Origin of the sequence: Paenibacillus sp. FSL K6-1566 (genome assembly GCF_038050475.1) — a bacterium.
In the GTDB taxonomy this organism is placed as follows: Bacteria; Bacillota; Bacilli; order Paenibacillales; family Paenibacillaceae; genus Paenibacillus_AQ; species Paenibacillus_AQ lactis.
This window is the reverse complement of sequence record NZ_JBBOSR010000001.1, coordinates 6,029,172-6,046,427: the sequence shown is the minus strand read 5'-3', so window position 1 is coordinate 6,046,427 and position 17,256 is coordinate 6,029,172. Positions and strand designations below refer to the sequence as shown.

General features: G+C 47.2%; 10 protein-coding genes. All 10 read left to right on the top strand.

Annotation, left to right across the window (positions count from 1 at the left end; all coding sequences use genetic code 11):
- The first annotated feature begins 6 nt into the window (after window positions 1-6).
- The 10 genes from NST08_RS27165 to NST08_RS27120 all read left to right on the top strand — a co-directional run bounded on the left by NST08_RS27165 (window position 7) and on the right by NST08_RS27120 (window position 17,253).
- Window positions 7-765 (top strand): WecB/TagA/CpsF family glycosyltransferase, encoded by a 759-nt coding sequence (locus NST08_RS27165; protein WP_341342506.1) that lies wholly within the window; start codon window positions 7-9, stop codon window positions 763-765.
- Window positions 766-878: 113 nt separating this feature from the next.
- The gene (locus tag NST08_RS27160; RefSeq protein WP_007133265.1) at window positions 879-2,003 is read left to right on the top strand and encodes a glycosyltransferase family 4 protein; all 1,125 of its coding nucleotides are present in this window, start codon (window positions 879-881) and stop codon (window positions 2,001-2,003) included.
- Window positions 2,004-2,223: 220 nt separating this feature from the next.
- Entirely contained in the window at window positions 2,224-5,883 is a 3,660-nt protein-coding gene (locus tag NST08_RS27155) for an S-layer homology domain-containing protein (protein ID WP_341342505.1), read from the top strand.
- Between the two features lie 240 nt (window positions 5,884-6,123).
- The gene (locus tag NST08_RS27150) at window positions 6,124-6,468 is read left to right on the top strand and encodes a hypothetical protein (protein ID WP_007133263.1); all 345 of its coding nucleotides are present in this window, start codon (window positions 6,124-6,126) and stop codon (window positions 6,466-6,468) included.
- A 369-nt stretch (window positions 6,469-6,837) separates the two neighbouring features.
- Window positions 6,838-10,077, top strand: coding sequence for an S-layer homology domain-containing protein (locus NST08_RS27145; RefSeq protein WP_341034776.1), 3,240 nt, complete (start codon window positions 6,838-6,840; stop codon window positions 10,075-10,077).
- A 181-nt stretch (window positions 10,078-10,258) separates the two neighbouring features.
- Window positions 10,259-10,780: a hypothetical protein gene (locus NST08_RS27140; protein ID WP_341342504.1), complete on the top strand. Its 522-nt coding sequence runs from the start codon at window positions 10,259-10,261 to the stop codon at window positions 10,778-10,780.
- A gap of 167 nt (window positions 10,781-10,947) precedes the next feature.
- A complete protein-coding gene (locus NST08_RS27135; RefSeq protein ID WP_213615923.1) occupies window positions 10,948-11,232 on the top strand; it encodes an alpha/beta-type small acid-soluble spore protein in 285 nt (94 codons plus the stop codon).
- A 574-nt stretch (window positions 11,233-11,806) separates the two neighbouring features.
- Window positions 11,807-13,012: a methionine adenosyltransferase gene (gene metK, locus NST08_RS27130; RefSeq protein WP_341342503.1), complete on the top strand. Its 1,206-nt coding sequence runs from the start codon at window positions 11,807-11,809 to the stop codon at window positions 13,010-13,012.
- 338 nt (window positions 13,013-13,350) lie between these two features.
- Window positions 13,351-16,053 carry a stalk domain-containing protein gene (locus tag NST08_RS27125; RefSeq protein WP_341342502.1) on the top strand — a complete coding sequence of 901 codons (2,703 nt, stop codon included), beginning with the start codon at window positions 13,351-13,353 and terminating at the stop codon, window positions 16,051-16,053.
- 45 nt (window positions 16,054-16,098) lie between these two features.
- On the top strand, window positions 16,099-17,253 hold the full coding sequence (locus NST08_RS27120) for a histidine kinase (RefSeq protein ID WP_028405625.1): 1,155 nt from the start codon (window positions 16,099-16,101) through the stop codon (window positions 17,251-17,253).
- Window positions 17,254-17,256 lie beyond the last annotated feature (3 nt).

Here is a 17,256-nt window from a genome sequence, read left to right as displayed (position 1 = left end):
TAGATCATGAACCAGACAAAACCTTTTCCAACCGTTTCCGTGTTCGGGGTTCCATTTTCCAAGATGGACATGAAGGATACCGTGAAATATCTGACGGAGGCCGTAAAGTCCGGGAAACCGCATCAGGTCATTACAGCCAATCCGATTATGGTCATGACCGCAGAGAATAATCCCGAGTATAAAGCCATGATGCAAAGCGCCGAGATCATCGTACCGGATGGAACCGGAATCGTATGGGCTGCCGGAGTAGGGGGCGATCCGCTGGAGGGACGTGTTACGGGTTTCGATCTGTTACATGAATTGCTCCGGGTCGGGGAAACCTACAGATGGAAGTTTTACTTGCTCGGAACCACGGCAGAAGTGATTCAGGAAGCCGCCAATCGGTTACAAATGCAATATCCGGCTGCAATTATATGCGGGTATCGGGACGGATTTTTCGGACCTGAGGAAGATGCCGCCGTCATCGAGGAGATCCGGGCCGCTTCGCCGGACATATTGTTTGTCGCTCGCGGTGCGGACAATCAGGAGCCTTGGATCGCCAAGCATAAGCAGGCGCTGCAGGTTCCTGTCGTTATGGGCGTCGGCGGATCCTTCGATATTATTTCCGGCAAGCTCAAGCGCGCTCCGAAGGTATTTCAGAAGCTGCGCATTGAGTGGTTCTACCGGCTTCTGAAGGAGCCCTCCCGTTACAAAAGAATGCTTGCGCTGCCGAAATTCGTAGTGAAAGTGCTGCGCGAGAGAGAAAACGTAACGAAAACAAGCTAAATCGCTTATTTCTATGGCGAATATCCGGGATTTCACCGGAAATTGGTATTGGATTTCGGACCCGAAGGGAGTATAATTCAACCGGTAGACAATATTGGGGGTCGAATGATTACATGTTAATGATATACATCATCGGGTTTATCGTGGCGCTTGCTTTGGCTCTGGTTCTTACGCCGCTGGTGAAAAAATTCGCGGTCAAGATCGGTGCCGTCGACGTGCCGAATGCCCGTAAAGTTCATACTCGAATCATGCCCCGTCTCGGCGGGCTTGGCATTTATCTGGCTTTTGTGCTCGGACTCATTGCAGTGCTTCCTTTCTTGCCGGATAGCCTTTCGCCGCGGGATGCCAACTTTATGAAGGCTTTTCTGATCGGCGGTTCCATGATCGTACTGATCGGAGCCCTGGATGACCGATTTGAGCTGTCGGCCAAAGTCAAGTTCTTGGCACAGATTGCAGCGGCCTGCGTTGTCGTGTTCGGATTTAATATTACTGTGGATTTTGTAAATATACCGTTTCAGGACCGGTACTCGGCGCTCGAGAGCTGGGTGTCGATTCCGCTCACCATCTTCTGGATTGTCGGGGTGACCAATGCCATCAACCTGATTGACGGCCTCGACGGTCTTGCTGCGGGCGTGTCCGGTATTGCGATCGGGACGATTTCCGTCATGGCGTTCCTGATGGGAAATACGACCGTTGCCCTGCTCTGCCTGCTGCTCTTGGGCGGAATTATCGGATTCCTGTTCTTTAACTTCCATCCCGCCAAGATTTTCATGGGGGATACCGGCTCACTGTTCCTTGGGTTCAGTTTGGCCATGCTGTCCTTGCTCGGCTTCAAGCAGATTGCGATCGTATCGTTCATTACGCCGCTGATTATTATCGGGGTGCCGCTGTCGGATACGTTCTTCGCGATCGTGCGCCGCAAAATTCAGAAGAAGCCGATCTTCGCGCCGGACAAAGGTCATTTGCATCATTGCCTGCGCGAGCTTGGATTCAGCCACCGCCAGACGGTGCTGATCATTTATGTGATTGCCGCTTTCTTCGGCGTTCTGGCCGTCATTCAATCCTCGGCGGCGATGTATGAGGCGAACTGGGTAACCTTCGTCGTCATCTGCGTCATGATGTGCTTCATGCAGATCGGCGCAGAGGTTATCGGGCTTGTAGGCAAGACCAAACGGCCGATCCTGGGCCTGATCAACCGCATGCGGATGAAGGCGAATCCCGAAAGCCGTTCCAAATAAGAACTTATTCTAATTCTTTTTGCATACGATTGGACATGCAGGGCCTCACCCAAAAAGGGGTGAGGCTTTTTTGTGTTTTTTTCTAAAAAATTGAATGTATGGGACCGATATATGAACTATGCGCTAATACCAACTGTCAGAGGGAAAGAGAGGGGAGCAAGTGAAAGATCGAACACCCAAAGCGGACCCGCAGGTCCGAACGAACAAGGAGGAAAAACCGTTGAGACGTCCATTCCATACTATGGCTAGCTTGCTTTTGGCTGTAGCGATGTTTTTTTCATTGATACCGGCACTACCGGCTTCCGCCGCAAACGGGGCTTTATTTTTCCATTTTTCTAATCTGAGCACAGATCCAAATTCGCCAACGCCCGAAAACCGCAGCTCCATCAAGGTGTCGGGTACGTATAACGGCGTTAACCCTAATACGATTTCCTATGAAATTAAGCGTTTTGATGATACGACGACGGGCGGAACGGGTGTTAAGCCGATTCTGGACGAAGCGGCCAACACATTCGAGTTCTTGAACGTTCAGTTGAATCAGGGCGTGAACAAAATTATTGTCTCCGGCATGAGCACGCAAGGGCAGCAAGTAAGCGCAACAGCCTATGTCAAGTTTTCGGATGTTCCGGCTGTTTATGAAGTCGCGCTGAGCGACGGCCGGGTTCTTGAGGAAAACAGCTCGAGACCTGTTGTCGTTACAACCGAAACGATCAGCATCTCCGTTAAGGCTACAAACGGATCCAAAGGCGTGACCGTAAACGGACAGTCGATGTATCCAGGCGGCGATATGTTCTATTCCGCAGGTATTCAATTGAAGAAAGGCGTCAACGATCTGGTCATCGTGGTTAACTCCGAATCCCGAACCCAGACAATCCATCGTCAGGTCGTATATCATCCGACAGGATCCTTGACGGCCAATGACCTAAGAATCGGCGGCACCAGCATTGACGGACAGGCTGTTGTTACAGGAAATGTCAATGGCACAATTACCGGTTATGTCGTTGTGGACGCTCCCACTGCAGGTGCTACTCCGGTTCCGCCGGTGCTTGAAGTAGGGGTATTCCCGGTTGGGTCCACCGTACCGATTGCGAATTTGACAGCTACCGTGGGCCAAGCTTCCATTCTTAACAATACATTGATGTATCCTTTTACGACAAACGGAACAGTAAGCATTACGCAAAGCGGGGAGTACCTGGTCTACATTAAGGACACCGCAACCGGATATGATGTACAAAAGACATTCACGTATCGCGATGCCAATGCGCCGACGATCAAACAGGTCCACCAATTATATGGCGTAACCGAGAGCGGCAGTACGGTGTCTTTTAGCTCGCAATCGATTTTTCCAAGCAGCAACGACACGGTTCTGAATGAACTGCCTCTCTATTTAATGGTGGAACAAGTAAACGCTGGAACCGCCACGATTGAATCCAGTAAAGGCGCAAACATAGCTTCAACCTTTACGTATAACGGAAACACCGTATTTAAAATTACGAATTTGCCTTCCGGACAGCAAAATCTGATCATTAAGGTCAGCAACGGATCCGGCGTATCGGATACGAAGGTCATTCCGGTAACGTTCCTGTCTTCTTCTTATATTGATGTTTATAATCTGTACAACAACCAATTGTTCAAAAACAGCACCGATTTCACTCAAGTGTCCGGCCGTATCGTGAATTACACCGGTACCCAAGGGCTAACTTTGTCCTTGAACGGCAACACGATTGATCTGCCGGTTAGCAGCAATGGCGAATTCAATTACGTTGAGTCCCCTCAAGCTGCAAATCGATTCTTACAACTGATTCCTGGGCCGAACACCCTGGTGGTAGCCGATAAAAGCGGTAAAATCTCGACCAAGCTGACACTGTTGTATTTCAGCGACAACCGCTCTGTTATTAAAAACATGATTCCATTCCCAGTTGGCTCTCCAACTTACTCCGATCCGGATAAATTGTTCATGGAAACCGATAAAAATGCTTTTACCACTTACGAGAAAGAAATGGGTCTTCGGTTCGAAGTCGATAATACGGATGAAGTGACCGTAACGCTAAGTCATCCTTCATCAACGATTTTTGCCGTGTTTACGCCAATTGGTGCTGGACAGTGGGATCTGACCGGCGGATCACTAAAAACACAGCTTGATGCAATTAACCCGTCGGATCGAGATATGTACTTCACCATTGAACAAGGCACGAGCTCTAATAACTTGCGTATTGTACTCAAAGAATTGTCTCTGCCTGAGGTAGGCTTGCAGGCCATTTCAATCGGGTCCCGCATTCAGTCCGTGACGACGACGGATACGATTGAAATCACGCGTGAACGTGCACCATATCAAGTCTTGTCACCGAAGCTGCCGAATGAAGGCGTCTTGAAGCAGAACTTCGTAGAAGTCAGCATTAAGGCAGAAGGAGCTGACTCTGTTACGATTGGCAAAGAGCAAATGGTGAAATCCGAGATCAGCGATATCTTCCGTTTGGAAGTTAAAAACCTGAAGAACGGCAAAAACACCATTAAGTTTACGATCGAACAAGGCAGCAAGAAGACGAATGGCCAAATTGTCGTGCAATATGTGGATGATGCAACAGAAGGCTCCCAATACAAAGCAAATATTTCGAAATCCGGCAAAATAAACGTTTTTAAAGGTGGACTGTCCTTGTCTGTTCCAAAGGGAACGGTTCTCCAACAAGCGAATTCCAACCCGAAAGCCGAAGTGCCGACCATTAACCTACTTGGCGAGCATGACATTTTATTCGGAATTGCGAACCAGATTGATGGACGTACAATCAAGGCATACAATCGCATTGGAGAAATCGAAAACGGAGTAGAGATGGATGGACGTCTATCGTTGATCCCTGGTGACAGCGGCAATGCGTTCCGCTTCACGCCGGCTCCTCATTTCGGATATGCTTCGCCGCTGTACTGGCTGGATGCGGGCTCGCTGAACGCTTACAGCAGCAATGTTGAAGATTTCAACGTGAAGCAAGCTACGCATCCATACGCGAAGGGCCATGAATTCCATCAGCGCCTGATTCCGCAAAACTGGATGGAGCTTTCCCAGAAAGGCACTATTACTCTAAAATATGATTCCGCGTTGGTTAATGCAGCTTCCGGCAACCTGGGTATCTGGTGGTACAACCCGTCCCAGGGTACTTGGACCAACATCGGCGGAAAGGTTGATTCTAAGAAAAAGACAGTCACCGCAACGTTTAAAGGTTTTGGTTACTATGCCGTCAAGTCGCTTCGCTACAGTTATTCCGATGCGATTTCACATAAAACGGCCCGGAACGATATCGAGCTGATGCTGGCAAGAGGATTTATGAAGGCGGCCAAGCAGGACGCATTCGGTGTATATGACCCGATGACCCGCGGTGAGTTTGCAACCATCGTTGTGAAGCTGCTCGATATTCCGCTCGATTATGATGTGCCGGTTAACAACAGCTCGAATAAGCTCACCTTCGATGACATTTACCAGGAGACAATCCCGGCAAATGCCTTGTGGGATTACCGTTATATCGAAACAGCTGCACGGAAAGGGATCATCCGGGGCATTGCTCCTCGAAGCTTTGCGCCAAATATGGAGCTGTCACGGGAAGAAGCGGCGAACATAATTGCCCGTGCGCTCAACCTGAAAATGGGCGAGATCGAGAAAGACAAGGCAACTCTACAGAAGCAGTTTGAGGATGTGGGCAAAATTAAGTCCAACTATTCTTACCCAGCCATTCTTGCCGTTTCAAAAGCAGGCATTTTGACTGGGATTGCCAATAGCCTAAAAGAGGGCGAGAAGAAACCTACGTACAACTTTAACCCGGATGCGGTCATGAATAGAGCAGATACCGCAACAGTGGTGAAACGCATGATGAGCAAATTGAAGCTGTTATAAGCAAGATTTTGCTGATTGAGTTGAACGAGAGCATGCGCCTGAATTTTCCAGGTGCTGCTCTCGTTTTTCATGAACAGCTGTACGCCGTTGAAGTGGACTATGCTAGGACAGACATAAGCATTGAGCCTTCCGATAAGCGGTAAATAGAAGCGGTTACCAAAATCTATTTTTTGTAATTTCGCATGGAATACGCTACAATAGCGAAAGCACATACTATTTTTAGAGGGTGAAGATGAATTTATGAAGCCGATTTTATCCAAAGCGCAGCTCGACTACATGAAGGCGAAGACGAAATTCGAAGATAAAGCCAAAGTAATGGAGAAGAAAATTGAGCTGGCACGTGCCGCTCATAATGAGATAACACAAGAGATTATGGAGGGGCTCGTTCTAGAGACTGGTTTTCATGATTCCTTCAATGAACTTACCGTCGCCGAGAATGCGCTGATCGAATGGTCCCATACAACCATTAAACACGACAAGACATATCGTTCGAATAAAGCGGAGATCGATTTAATGTACAGCAGATTGAACCAGGATCCCGAGATGCGCGCAAAAATTATCCAGCTTGCCATGAAGATTCGATAGAGTTCAACAAGAGACGCCTTAAGGGCGTCTTTTTTTGCTGTCGTAATATGGAAAACTCTTGTTGTTAGAGGAAGTGTAGAAACTTCGAAAAAAAAAATTAAAAAAACTTTGCAACCCCCGCAACTTTTCGGGAAATTAAACGTTTATAATGTAGAACCCAATGAGGCAACCAAGTTTAACCTAAAGAAGAAACTTGTCTATAAATTAGAAAATTGTTCTTTACGGTACTGGGGACTCGTTGTATAATACCTAGGTAGGATTAGGAATCTATTCTAGTATGTAGTGTTCTCTCGCTAACAAGATTCTGTGATCATGTCACAGACATCATTTATGATTCATGCTCAACTCGGGAAAGGAGGTGCACGACATATGAGTGACAAGAGCTATCAAATTAAAGACAACAATCAAGTGATGATTCAAGGAGGAGAAAAAAAGGTTATGAAGAAAATTTTATCCGTAGCACTGTCTACAGCAATGGCATTCTCCATGTTTGCTTCTGTTGCATTCGGTGACGACGCACTTAACACGCAACAAAAGTATGACGTACTTAAAGAAGCTAAGATCTTCTCGGGCTATCCAGACGGAACTGCTGGTCTTGACAAAGAAATGACCCGCGCTGAGTTCGCGAAAGTTCTGGTTGGCATCATGGGTCTTGAGCCAATCCAAGGCAAAGCTTCCTTCAAAGATAAGAACTACAAAGCCAGCAAATGGCCAGCTCCTTATGTAGAAGCAGTTTACGCTGCGGGCATCATGCAAGGCAAGAACACAACGAAAATGATCTTCGACTTCAACGGTAAAATCACCGTTCAAGAAATGGCGAAGGTTCTCGTTGTTGCTCAAAAACTTGAAATCCCAACAGAAACAAACAACAACGCTTCTGACTGGGCTAAAGGTTATGTTCAAGCAGCTATCAACGCTGGTCTGGTAGACGCTAACACTAATCCAAAGGCTAACGCAACCCGTGCTCAACTGGTTGAAGTTGCTTACGACATCTACCTGTCCCAACAAAAGCCTAAAGTAGTTTCCTACGAAGTTACTGAGAGCGGTAAAGTTGTTACCTTCAAACTGGCTAACAACGAAAGTGTGAAGGTTGAGCTGGAAACTCCACTTAAAGCTAACACAGCTACTGAAGTGAAGTTCAAGCACAACAACTACGAGTACACTGAAAGTGTAACTTGGGTTGTGACTTCCGCAACTAAAGTTGAATCCGCGAGCTCCGTTAACCTGAAAGAGGTTGATGTAGTATTTGACGGTAAAGTTGATAAAGTTACCGCTACTGACAAGAACAACTACGTTGTAGATAACAACTCAAAAGGAATCAAATCGATTTCCTTGTTGGCAGATGGTAAAACTGCTCGCATCTTGCTGAACGAATCCAGCAAATTCACGCAAGGAACAACTTACAAAGTGGTTGTTAAAAACGTGAAAAACGATAGTGGCTCTGTATTGCCACAAGGAGAGGTTTCCTTCACTTCTTCCGACAACACGCTGCCTACAGTAACTGAAGTTAAAGCTTTGGGCACGAAGGTTATTAAAGTGACTTTCTCTGAGCCAGTTATTGCTCCATCCAGCAGCAACTTCCAACTGGATGACAAAGCGTTCGCTGGTTCTGTAACTCAAGGTGCAAACCAAAGAGAAGTTATCCTGAGAGACTACACAGGTGGAATTTCTGTCGGTGCTCACAAGTTGACGACTTCCCTTGTTGAAGACTATGCAGGCTTGAAATCTTTGGCTGACACCAAAGAATTTACAGTTGCCGTTGATACAGAAGGTCCGAAGGTTACTGAAATTTCCGCTACTCTTGAAAAAGTAACTGTAACATTCGACGAAGAAATCGATCCTGCTTCTGTAACAGAAGACAGCTTCTACTGGAAGTCTGGTGACAGCAAGAAAAAAGGTAAAGCGACTCAAATCGCCGCAAACGTATATGAAGTGGACTTCACTGCTAACCGTCTGCCAGGATATGAAACTACCCTGTTTGTTGAAGTTAAAGACTATTCCGGCAACGCAAATGCTGTGAAAGAGCATAAAGTTACGGCAAGTGTTGATTTGGTTCAACCTCGTGTAGTTGAAACTACATTTGGTGATGACAGAACAAACACGTTGACTGTTCGTTTTGACAAAGCGGTAGATGCTGCTGACAAAAAGTACTTCACTGTTAAAAAAGGTAACGACACGATTCCTGTGAAAGATGTTGTCGTAGCTGACGCTTCCAACAAAGTCTTCTATGTTAGCTTCTTCAGTACTCTTGAAGGCACTTATGATCTGAAGATTAAAGATGTAAAAGACAGAACAGCGTTGCAGAACACTATGGTTGAGTACAACGGCACATTTGTAGCTGCTGATCTTGCTAACCCAAGTGCTTCTTATGTGGATTACAACAATTCAACTCGTAAAGTTGCATTGCACTTTGGAAGAGAAATGGATATCTCGACTCTTCAAAGCAAAGCTAACTACTACATTGATTTCCAAAAGAACGGTGCTAACACCCAGAGAATTGCAATTCCGAGTGAAGTAAATGTGAATGTAGTTAATGGGGCTAAATCCGTAGTACTTCAGTTCCCAGAGTTCATTGATGGAACTAAAGTTTCGTTTGGAACAAACGGATCTGTTAAAGAAGTTCATGCAATTGGACTTAAATCTAAAACAGGTCAAGCGGTTTCCTGGACTAGCAAACCACTTACAGATGCGAACCAAAGTAAACTCGAATGGACAAAAGCAGTTCAAAAGGATGCTAAAACTTTTGAGCTTGAGTTCAATCAAGTAATTGCTTATGCAAGCATCAGTGATTTCACTGTTAATGGTTCTTACCCATCCGAAGTGAAAGTTGATGGAACCAACAAAGTAACGTTGAAAACAAGCAGTGAGTATCTGAATGGTGCAACAATCACTTTGTTTGCTAACAACTCCATTGAAACTTATTCCAATAACAAGCTGAACCTGAACGGTAATGCTGTGATGACTACTCAAAACACTGTAGCTCCTAAAGCAACTGGTGTTACTAAGAGAGAAGGCGCATCGTTTACTGTTACATTCTCTACTTATGTAGATGCTAAAAACGGTAACGTTGCTGATGTGAGAAATGACCTGATTCTAAGAGATCTTTCGAAGGATAATACTCCTATTATCTCTGCGACTGACTACACCACTTCCTTCTCTAGTAATCCAGAGGGTAACATTGTAGTTACGATTACTAACCCTGAATTGCTTAAAGCAAACCCTCCGATTTCGGTTAAGGTTCGTAAGGATGCTCAGTATATTGTAGCAAGAGGTTCAGATGTTAAAGCCGTGGAATCTGATGAGTTCACAGTTGCTGCTCCAACATCACCAGCTGTTGAGCCAGTTAAGGTAACAACAACAACATATGATGCGGCAACTTCTACATTGACTGTTAACGTGGATAAGACTCTGAAAAACATCGTTAATGGTAAAGTTTCGATTGCTACAAACAAAGGAACAACTTCTTATGATGCAGTATTGGCTGATAATGGAAATTCCTTCAAAGTAGTAGTTGGTAAAGAAGATACCATCAATGGTGGAGTGTTGACTGCTAGTGTTATTCTGGCAGATGGTACAACAGTTGATTTGAAAGGTAATATTAATTACTAAAATCGACTCATTAAAATAAAGCTTAGCTACTAAGCTTTGACACACCGGAGAACATACCGTTCCCCGGTGTGTTTTTTCTATTTACTCGTACACATGATCCTTAGTTTACAGTAAGGCTGTTCAGTACTTTTTTTTTCATTATAGTTATGTAGTATAGAAAACTTTAGGAGGAACAGAGGACATGAAACCTTATACGAAGGTTACCTTAGCTACACTGGCAATTGGGGCAGGGATATTGATTGGTGCCGTTTATAGCAATACGGCTACTGGCGCCAGCACCACGCCCGGCACAGCCGACGACCCTGTCGTAACTAAGAGCTACGTGGATCAACAAATCCAAAAAGCGCTAGGCGGAGGAGGGACAACGACTCCAACAAACCCTACTACCCCAACGAGCCCAACCACTCCAACACAACCTTCCCAAGGCTCGGATGAAGTGAAGAACGTTGCCTTGAAGCCTGGCAAAATTCTGATTGCTGATGCTGGTGCAGAATTTATTGTGCGTTCGGGTAACGCCGTTATCTACACCGAGGATTCCAACGGTGTTGCAGACCTGACCGATGGTAAGGACCTGCTCAATGGACAAGCTGCGCCGAAGAACCATCTGCTCTCCTTCCCGCGTGAAGGTCGTGGCATTCAGGTGAAGGAAGGGCAGAAGAATGGTCTCATTGTCATGGTACGAGGCGGTTATACCATAAAATAAAGCAATCAAGGGATGAAATATCTTGTTCAATTTCATCATGCCAACGTTAAATGTGATAAACCGTCTTCCTATAATTATTGCCAGCAGTGACAAGCTTTAATACGTGTGCGTAACATATATTAAACAAATAATACTTCTGTAATCACATTTACAGGAGGTGTTTCATTATGCCACGCAGCAATCGTAATCGTCAGGTTGTACCGGAAAGCCGTCATATGCTGAATCAGATGAAATATGAAATTGCCGCTGAGTTTGGTTTGAATGTGGGATATGGCAGTTCGAATGGAGCCGATACCGAATTTGGATCAGAACTTGGAGCAATTGGAGGCAGCTCATCAAACCGCCGTCCAGGATGGGGTCATCTCACTTCCCGTGAGAACGGATCCGTTGGCGGAGAAATTACCAAGCGCCTTGTACGAAATGCAGAGCAGAGTCTGTTCGGCAGATTGTAATGGCCTCATAACTTTTAGCTGATGTTTTGAAGGGACCAAGAAACAAATGCAAGCAAGGGAGTAAAATACTTCCGTAAAAGATTTCTAAAAGAAGCTTCATCTGGAACATAAGCCTGTGATCGTTCTTGAACTGTATTAAGATAAGTTGAGCAAAAGAAATACGAGGGTAAAGCAAGAGTGTGAAATGATTCTGAAGAAAAACGACAGTGTTCGCCTTTGTGAGAGGATTTCTACCACAATCGAGTTCAGTTAAATTAAAGAAATCTGCGAACAACAGGGATCGTAAGAACATTTCACACAGCTGCTCTACCTCGTTAAGTTCAACTTATTTATTCTGAGTAAGAAATTTAGGAGCAACAGCGATTGTAGGAACATTTACGGACTTGCCTCGTCTTGAAAACATCCAAGAAAATCCTTGAAAACTGCCGGATAACTGGATTGACACCTGGTAACAAATACGTTAATATGCATGTTGAGGATTGTACATTTCAAACCTTTTCCTGTCGGAAAAGGTTCATTTTTTGTGTAGGACCTCTTGAATATTCACATACTATTTATATGGGAGGTTGATCTCATGTCTTTAACAGGGCGACGTTTATTTACATCAGAGTCCGTAACTGAAGGACATCCGGATAAAATTTGTGACCAGATTTCCGATGCGGTACTCGATGCATTTTTGGCTAACGACCCGAATGCGCGCGTGGCTTGCGAAGTCTCCGTTGCTACAGGTCTGGTACTGGTCATTGGTGAAATTAGTACAAGTTCAGAATACGTGGACATCCCATCCATCGTTCGTAACACCGTGAAGGAAATTGGGTACACGCGTGCAAAATACGGTTTTGATTCCAATACATGCGCGGTGCTGACATCGCTGAATGAGCAATCGGCCGATATTGCACAGGGAGTAAACGCTGCACTGGAGAGTCGTGATCCTTCCCAAGTGGATAAGGAAACCGAAAACATCGGTGCCGGCGACCAAGGCCTTATGTTTGGTTTTGCTACCAACGAGACGCCTGAGCTTATGCCGCTGCCGATCGCATTGTCTCACCGCATCGCTCGTCGCTTGTCCGAGGTACGTAAAGACGGTACGCTTAGCTACCTGCGTCCGGACGGCAAGACGCAAGTTACGATTGAATATGACGGCGATAAGCCGGTTCGTGTAGACACGATTGTCGTATCGACGCAGCATGCAGAGGAAGTTACGCTGGAGCAAATTCAGAAGGATATCAAAGAGCACGTCATTCTTCCGGTCGTTCCAGCTGAACTGCTGGATGCGGAAACCAAATATTTCATTAACCCAACGGGACGTTTTGTAATCGGTGGCCCGCAAGGGGATGCCGGTCTGACCGGACGTAAAATCATCGTCGACACCTACGGCGGCTACGCTCGTCATGGCGGCGGTGCATTCTCCGGCAAGGATCCTACAAAAGTCGACCGTTCCGCGGCTTACGCGGCCCGCTACGTGGCTAAAAACCTCGTTGCTGCCGGCCTGGCCGACAAATGCGAAATCCAGCTTGCTTACGCGATTGGTGTCGCAAATCCGGTATCGATCAGCGTGGATACCTATGGTACCGGTAAAGTCAGCGAAGAGAAGCTCGTTGAGCTTGTCCGCAATAACTTTGACCTGCGTCCGGCTGGCATTATCCGCATGCTGGATCTTCGCCGCCCAATCTACAAGCAAACAGCGGCTTACGGACACTTTGGCCGTACCGATATCGACCTGCCATGGGAGCGCGTAGACAAGGCTGAGGCCCTCAAAGAGCAAGCCCAAGCAAACTAATCTTAATCATTTGTAACGATAGTCATTACAAAAAAGTAACATTTTAAAAAGCTGATGCCTGCTAAGGGTATCAGCTTTTTTGGCTTAATTTATGGTAAAATAGGAAAGGGTTATATGACAAAACTGTCATTTTTACACGAATATATTGTAGAATAGGATAGAGACACCAAGCCTACCAAAAAATCCACCTGTGAAATCAGAAAGAGTTGGTGTAGAATACGCCCAAGCGTTTTTTTATAACAAAATCGTAACTTTTCCTCAAAAATGAAGTCTATTAATTAGAGACTTTACATGTTCGGCATATGTGTTGAACAAAGAGATGGGAGAGTTACGATTACATGGCAAGACAGGGGAAAGCACTGAAGTCAAACCAAACGACAGTAGGTAAAAAATGGTTAATCGTTACGTTGGCAGGGGTCATCTGGGTGAGCCCCGTACTTAGCGGCAGTTTGCCTGTGATAGACAAGCTGTCACCAGCCTCCGTCGCCTATGCGGCAACGACGTCGGTCAAGAAGCTTGGAGAAGAGATTATCACCTCTGGTGCTGTATTGATGAAGTATCAATATACGAGCAGCACCGGCGCGAAATCGCTTGCCAATGTCGTCCGTGTCGACTTAAACAACCCGTATGTGAAGCTGGATGTGATGGCAGGCAAGGGGAACCAGTTTACAACAAGACAGAGCACAGGCGGTATGGCCAAGGAGCATGGGGCGGTTGCCGCGATTAACGGCGACTTCTTCATTACGAATCGCGAAGGGGCTCCAATGGGTCCTCAAGTGTCCAATGGCGATCTCATGTCCTCTCCATCCGCGCTGAAGGGAATGTATGCATTTGCCGTCACAAAGGATGGCAAGCCGATCTTGGATGAGTTTGCTTTTTCAGGAAGCATCACGGCTGAGAATGGAGCAACGTTCCCGCTCGCAGGCATTAACAAAACAGCTTACAACCCGGAGGGTACCGGATCGACCTTCAGTCATGTGAACGCAGCGTATTTGTACACTAGCGCCTGGAAGGCCATTGACCGTCCATTAAATAGCTCGACGACACCAACAGAGGTTATGGTAACGGACGGCGTCATTACGGACATATCTGTTATGGCAGGCTTGCCGACAGCAGTCCCGGAAGGCAGCTATGTTCTTCGTACTCACGGAGCAGCTGCCGAATTCGTGAAAAATAACCTGGAGGTCGGTCAGAAGCTGACGGCGGATTACACCCTAGTATCTAAAAAATCAGGTCAGAAGCTGGATCCTTCCTCACTCCAAATGATGATCGGCGGTCATACGATTCTGGTGGATAACGGCAAAGCCGCTTCGTTCTCCCGCAACGTCAACGACCTCGGCGGCACGCGCGCCCGGACGGCTGTAGGCTACTCGAAGGATGGCCGTTATGCGTATCTGATTGCAACCGAGCGCAATGACGGCAGCACGGGTATGACCCTGCAGCAGCTGCAGGATTTCATGAGCAAAATCGGGGTATGGAAGGGCATGAATCTGGATGGCGGCGGATCCACCACGATGGTCAATCGTCCGCTGGCCGAGATGAGTACGGAGCTGACTTTCCCTACAGAATATGGCACTACACAGCGGAGCGTCGTAAACGCGCTCGGCGTGTTCTCTACAGCTCCCAAGGGCAACTTAAAGGGCTTAAAGGTTAGCGGCAGCAGCACGCTCCTGATCGGCCAGACAGGGTCGTATGAACTGAAGGGCTACGACACCTATTACAACCCGATTGATGCGGGATCCATCAAACCGACCTGGAAATCCAGCAACGGTAATCTGGCGATCAACGGCCAAAGCATTAAGGCAGTGAAGCCGGGCACATCCACACTGACTGCGGTTAGCGGCAGCACGAAGGCAACGATGCAGGTGAACGTACTGGGAGCCGATGATCTGGCAGCGCTGACGACGGCGGTATCCAGTGCGCCGCTTCAGGCAGGAACGAGCGTGTCCGTTCCAGTAACGGCTGTAACGAGATCAGGGCAAAGCCTGGAGGTTCCAAGCAGTGCGCTGAAGTGGGAATTCATCGGGTTTAAGGGCAGCGTCAAAGACGGCCGCCTGACCGTTACATCCGTAAACAGCAACACCAAGGTAGGATATGCGATCGCTAGATATGACGGCTTTAGCACGGTTGTCATTTTGTCCGCGGCCGGTGAGAGCACTTGGGAGAACTTTGAAAATGTAAGCTATCCGATCAAATTCACAACAAATGTGCCTGCCGTAACCGGTACGGCATCCATCGTGAAGGGAAGCGGAAGCCACGCCAACTCCAAGGTGCTGAAGCTGACCTATGATATGACCGGCGGGCTTGGACAGAAGATGTATGCATACGCCGAGTTCAACGGTACAACCGGTAAAACAATTCCGGCACAGGCAACGTCCATGGCGATCGACGTGGAAGGCGACAGCAGCCTGAACTGGCTCCGGGCTGAGCTGAAGGACAACAACGGCAAGACCGTCTATGTTGATTTGGCCAAGGCGATCGACTGGACCGGCTGGAAAACGCTGAATATCGACCTGACCGGTTACAATATTGCATTCCCAGCTCAATTGAAGCGCATGTACGTCGTGAACGTGGATGAGGGACAGGATGAGCGCGCTTTGACAGGCTCGGTATCCTTTGATGATATACGGTTTACGATGCCGGCTGTGGCGGGCAGCGAAGGCCTTCCGACAGGCAAGGCAGTCATGACGATCGGGCAAAAATCACTCGTGCTTAACGGCTCCAAGGTAGCGATTGATTCAGCGCCGATCCTGAAGAACGGAACGACGTATGTACCGATCAAGCATGTGCTGGACGCCTTTGGCGGACAAGCCACCTGGAATCAATCCGCACAGCGGGTAGGCGTATTGAGAGGCGGCATGATGCTGGAGCTGACCGTCGGCAAGAAGGAATTTATTTTGAACGGCAAGCGTCATTCGGCTGCTGTAGCTCCTATGGTTCAAGGGGGGAGGACTTTGGTCCCTCTCCGCCTCGTTTCCGAGCAATTAGGCCTTAAAGTAAAATGGGACAAGAACACGAAGACCGTTACGATCGAATCATGATATGGTATGATATGTATATGAAACGTTAGAAATGGAGTAGAGTGCGTGGATTATCAAGCCGATGCCATCGACCGTGTCATAAAGAATGCCATCAAAGTGATGGAGGACAGCAAATACCAGATGTTCGAAATTTTGGAGGCGTCTCGGCAGGAGCTGGTGTCTCTGAATCAGGAACTAAAGCGGACTTTGAAGGAAACGACGGAAACCTTGGAGAAAGTGGACCAGCTCGAACTGAATTATCGCCGTTCCCGGATCCGGCTGACGGAAGTCAGCCGGGATTTCGTCCGGTATAAGGAAGAGGATATCAAGCAGGCGTACGAGAAGGCGACACAGCTGCAGCTGGATCTCATGATCTACCGGGAGAAGGAAATGTATTTGAAGGCAAGACGGGATGAGTTGCAAAAGCGTGTCCGCAACGTGGAGAACTCCGTCGAGCGAGCCGAATCGATCGGATCCCAGATGGGCGTGGTGCTGGAGTACTTGTCCGGTGAGCTGGGGCAGGTGTCCCGCATTATCGAATCTGCGAAGAACCGGCAGGTCATCGGTCTGAAAATTATCCTGGCCCAGGAAGAAGAACGCAAACGGATATCCCGGGAAATTCACGATGGTCCTGCACAGTTGCTTGCCAATCTGGTTCTTAGGACGGAAATTGTAGAAAGAATGCTAGCTAAGCAGGAATTTAAGATGGTGCAGGACGAAATAGTAGATTTGAAGGGGCAGGTTCGCTCAAGCCTGGAGGAAATGCGAAAGGTAATTTTCAATCTGCGTCCAATGGCACTCGATGATCTAGGATTAATTCCCACGCTGCGTAAATATGTGCATGATTTTGAAGAAAAATCCAAAATCCGCACGATCTTCGAAACACGGGGGAAAGAGCATCGTCTCTCTTCTGCGATGGAGGCGGCCATCTACCGTTTGGTGCAGGAAGCACTTACGAATGCTGCAAAACATGCTTACCCGACTTATGTATTGGTGGAAATTACGTACCAGGCCCAATTGGTCAAGATTGTCGTACAGGACAACGGCCTGGGATTCAATGTCAACTTGCTGGAACAGAAGAGCAAGGACCACTTTGGGTTAATTGGCATGCGGGAGAGGGTAGAGCTGCTCGAAGGGAGAATGGAGATCGAATCTGCCGAGAATCAAGGGACGAAGATCATCATTCATATCCCGACGAACGTAGAAAAGGGAAAGGAGTAATGG

What these genes read in the sequence shown, in the direction of transcription:
- NST08_RS27165 (WP_341342506.1), top strand. Translation starts at nt 7, where the DNA reads ATGAACCAGACAAAACCTTTTCCAACCGTTTCCGTGTTCGGGGTTCCA.
- NST08_RS27160 (WP_007133265.1), top strand. Translation starts at nt 879, where the DNA reads ATGTTAATGATATACATCATCGGGTTTATCGTGGCGCTTGCTTTGGCT.
- NST08_RS27150 (WP_007133263.1), top strand. Translation starts at nt 6,124, where the DNA reads ATGAAGCCGATTTTATCCAAAGCGCAGCTCGACTACATGAAGGCGAAG.
- NST08_RS27145 (WP_341034776.1), top strand. Translation starts at nt 6,838, where the DNA reads ATGAGTGACAAGAGCTATCAAATTAAAGACAACAATCAAGTGATGATT.
- NST08_RS27140 (WP_341342504.1), top strand. Translation starts at nt 10,259, where the DNA reads ATGAAACCTTATACGAAGGTTACCTTAGCTACACTGGCAATTGGGGCA.
- NST08_RS27135 (WP_213615923.1), top strand. Translation starts at nt 10,948, where the DNA reads ATGCCACGCAGCAATCGTAATCGTCAGGTTGTACCGGAAAGCCGTCAT.
- metK (WP_341342503.1), top strand. Translation starts at nt 11,807, where the DNA reads ATGTCTTTAACAGGGCGACGTTTATTTACATCAGAGTCCGTAACTGAA.
- NST08_RS27125 (WP_341342502.1), top strand. Translation starts at nt 13,351, where the DNA reads ATGGCAAGACAGGGGAAAGCACTGAAGTCAAACCAAACGACAGTAGGT.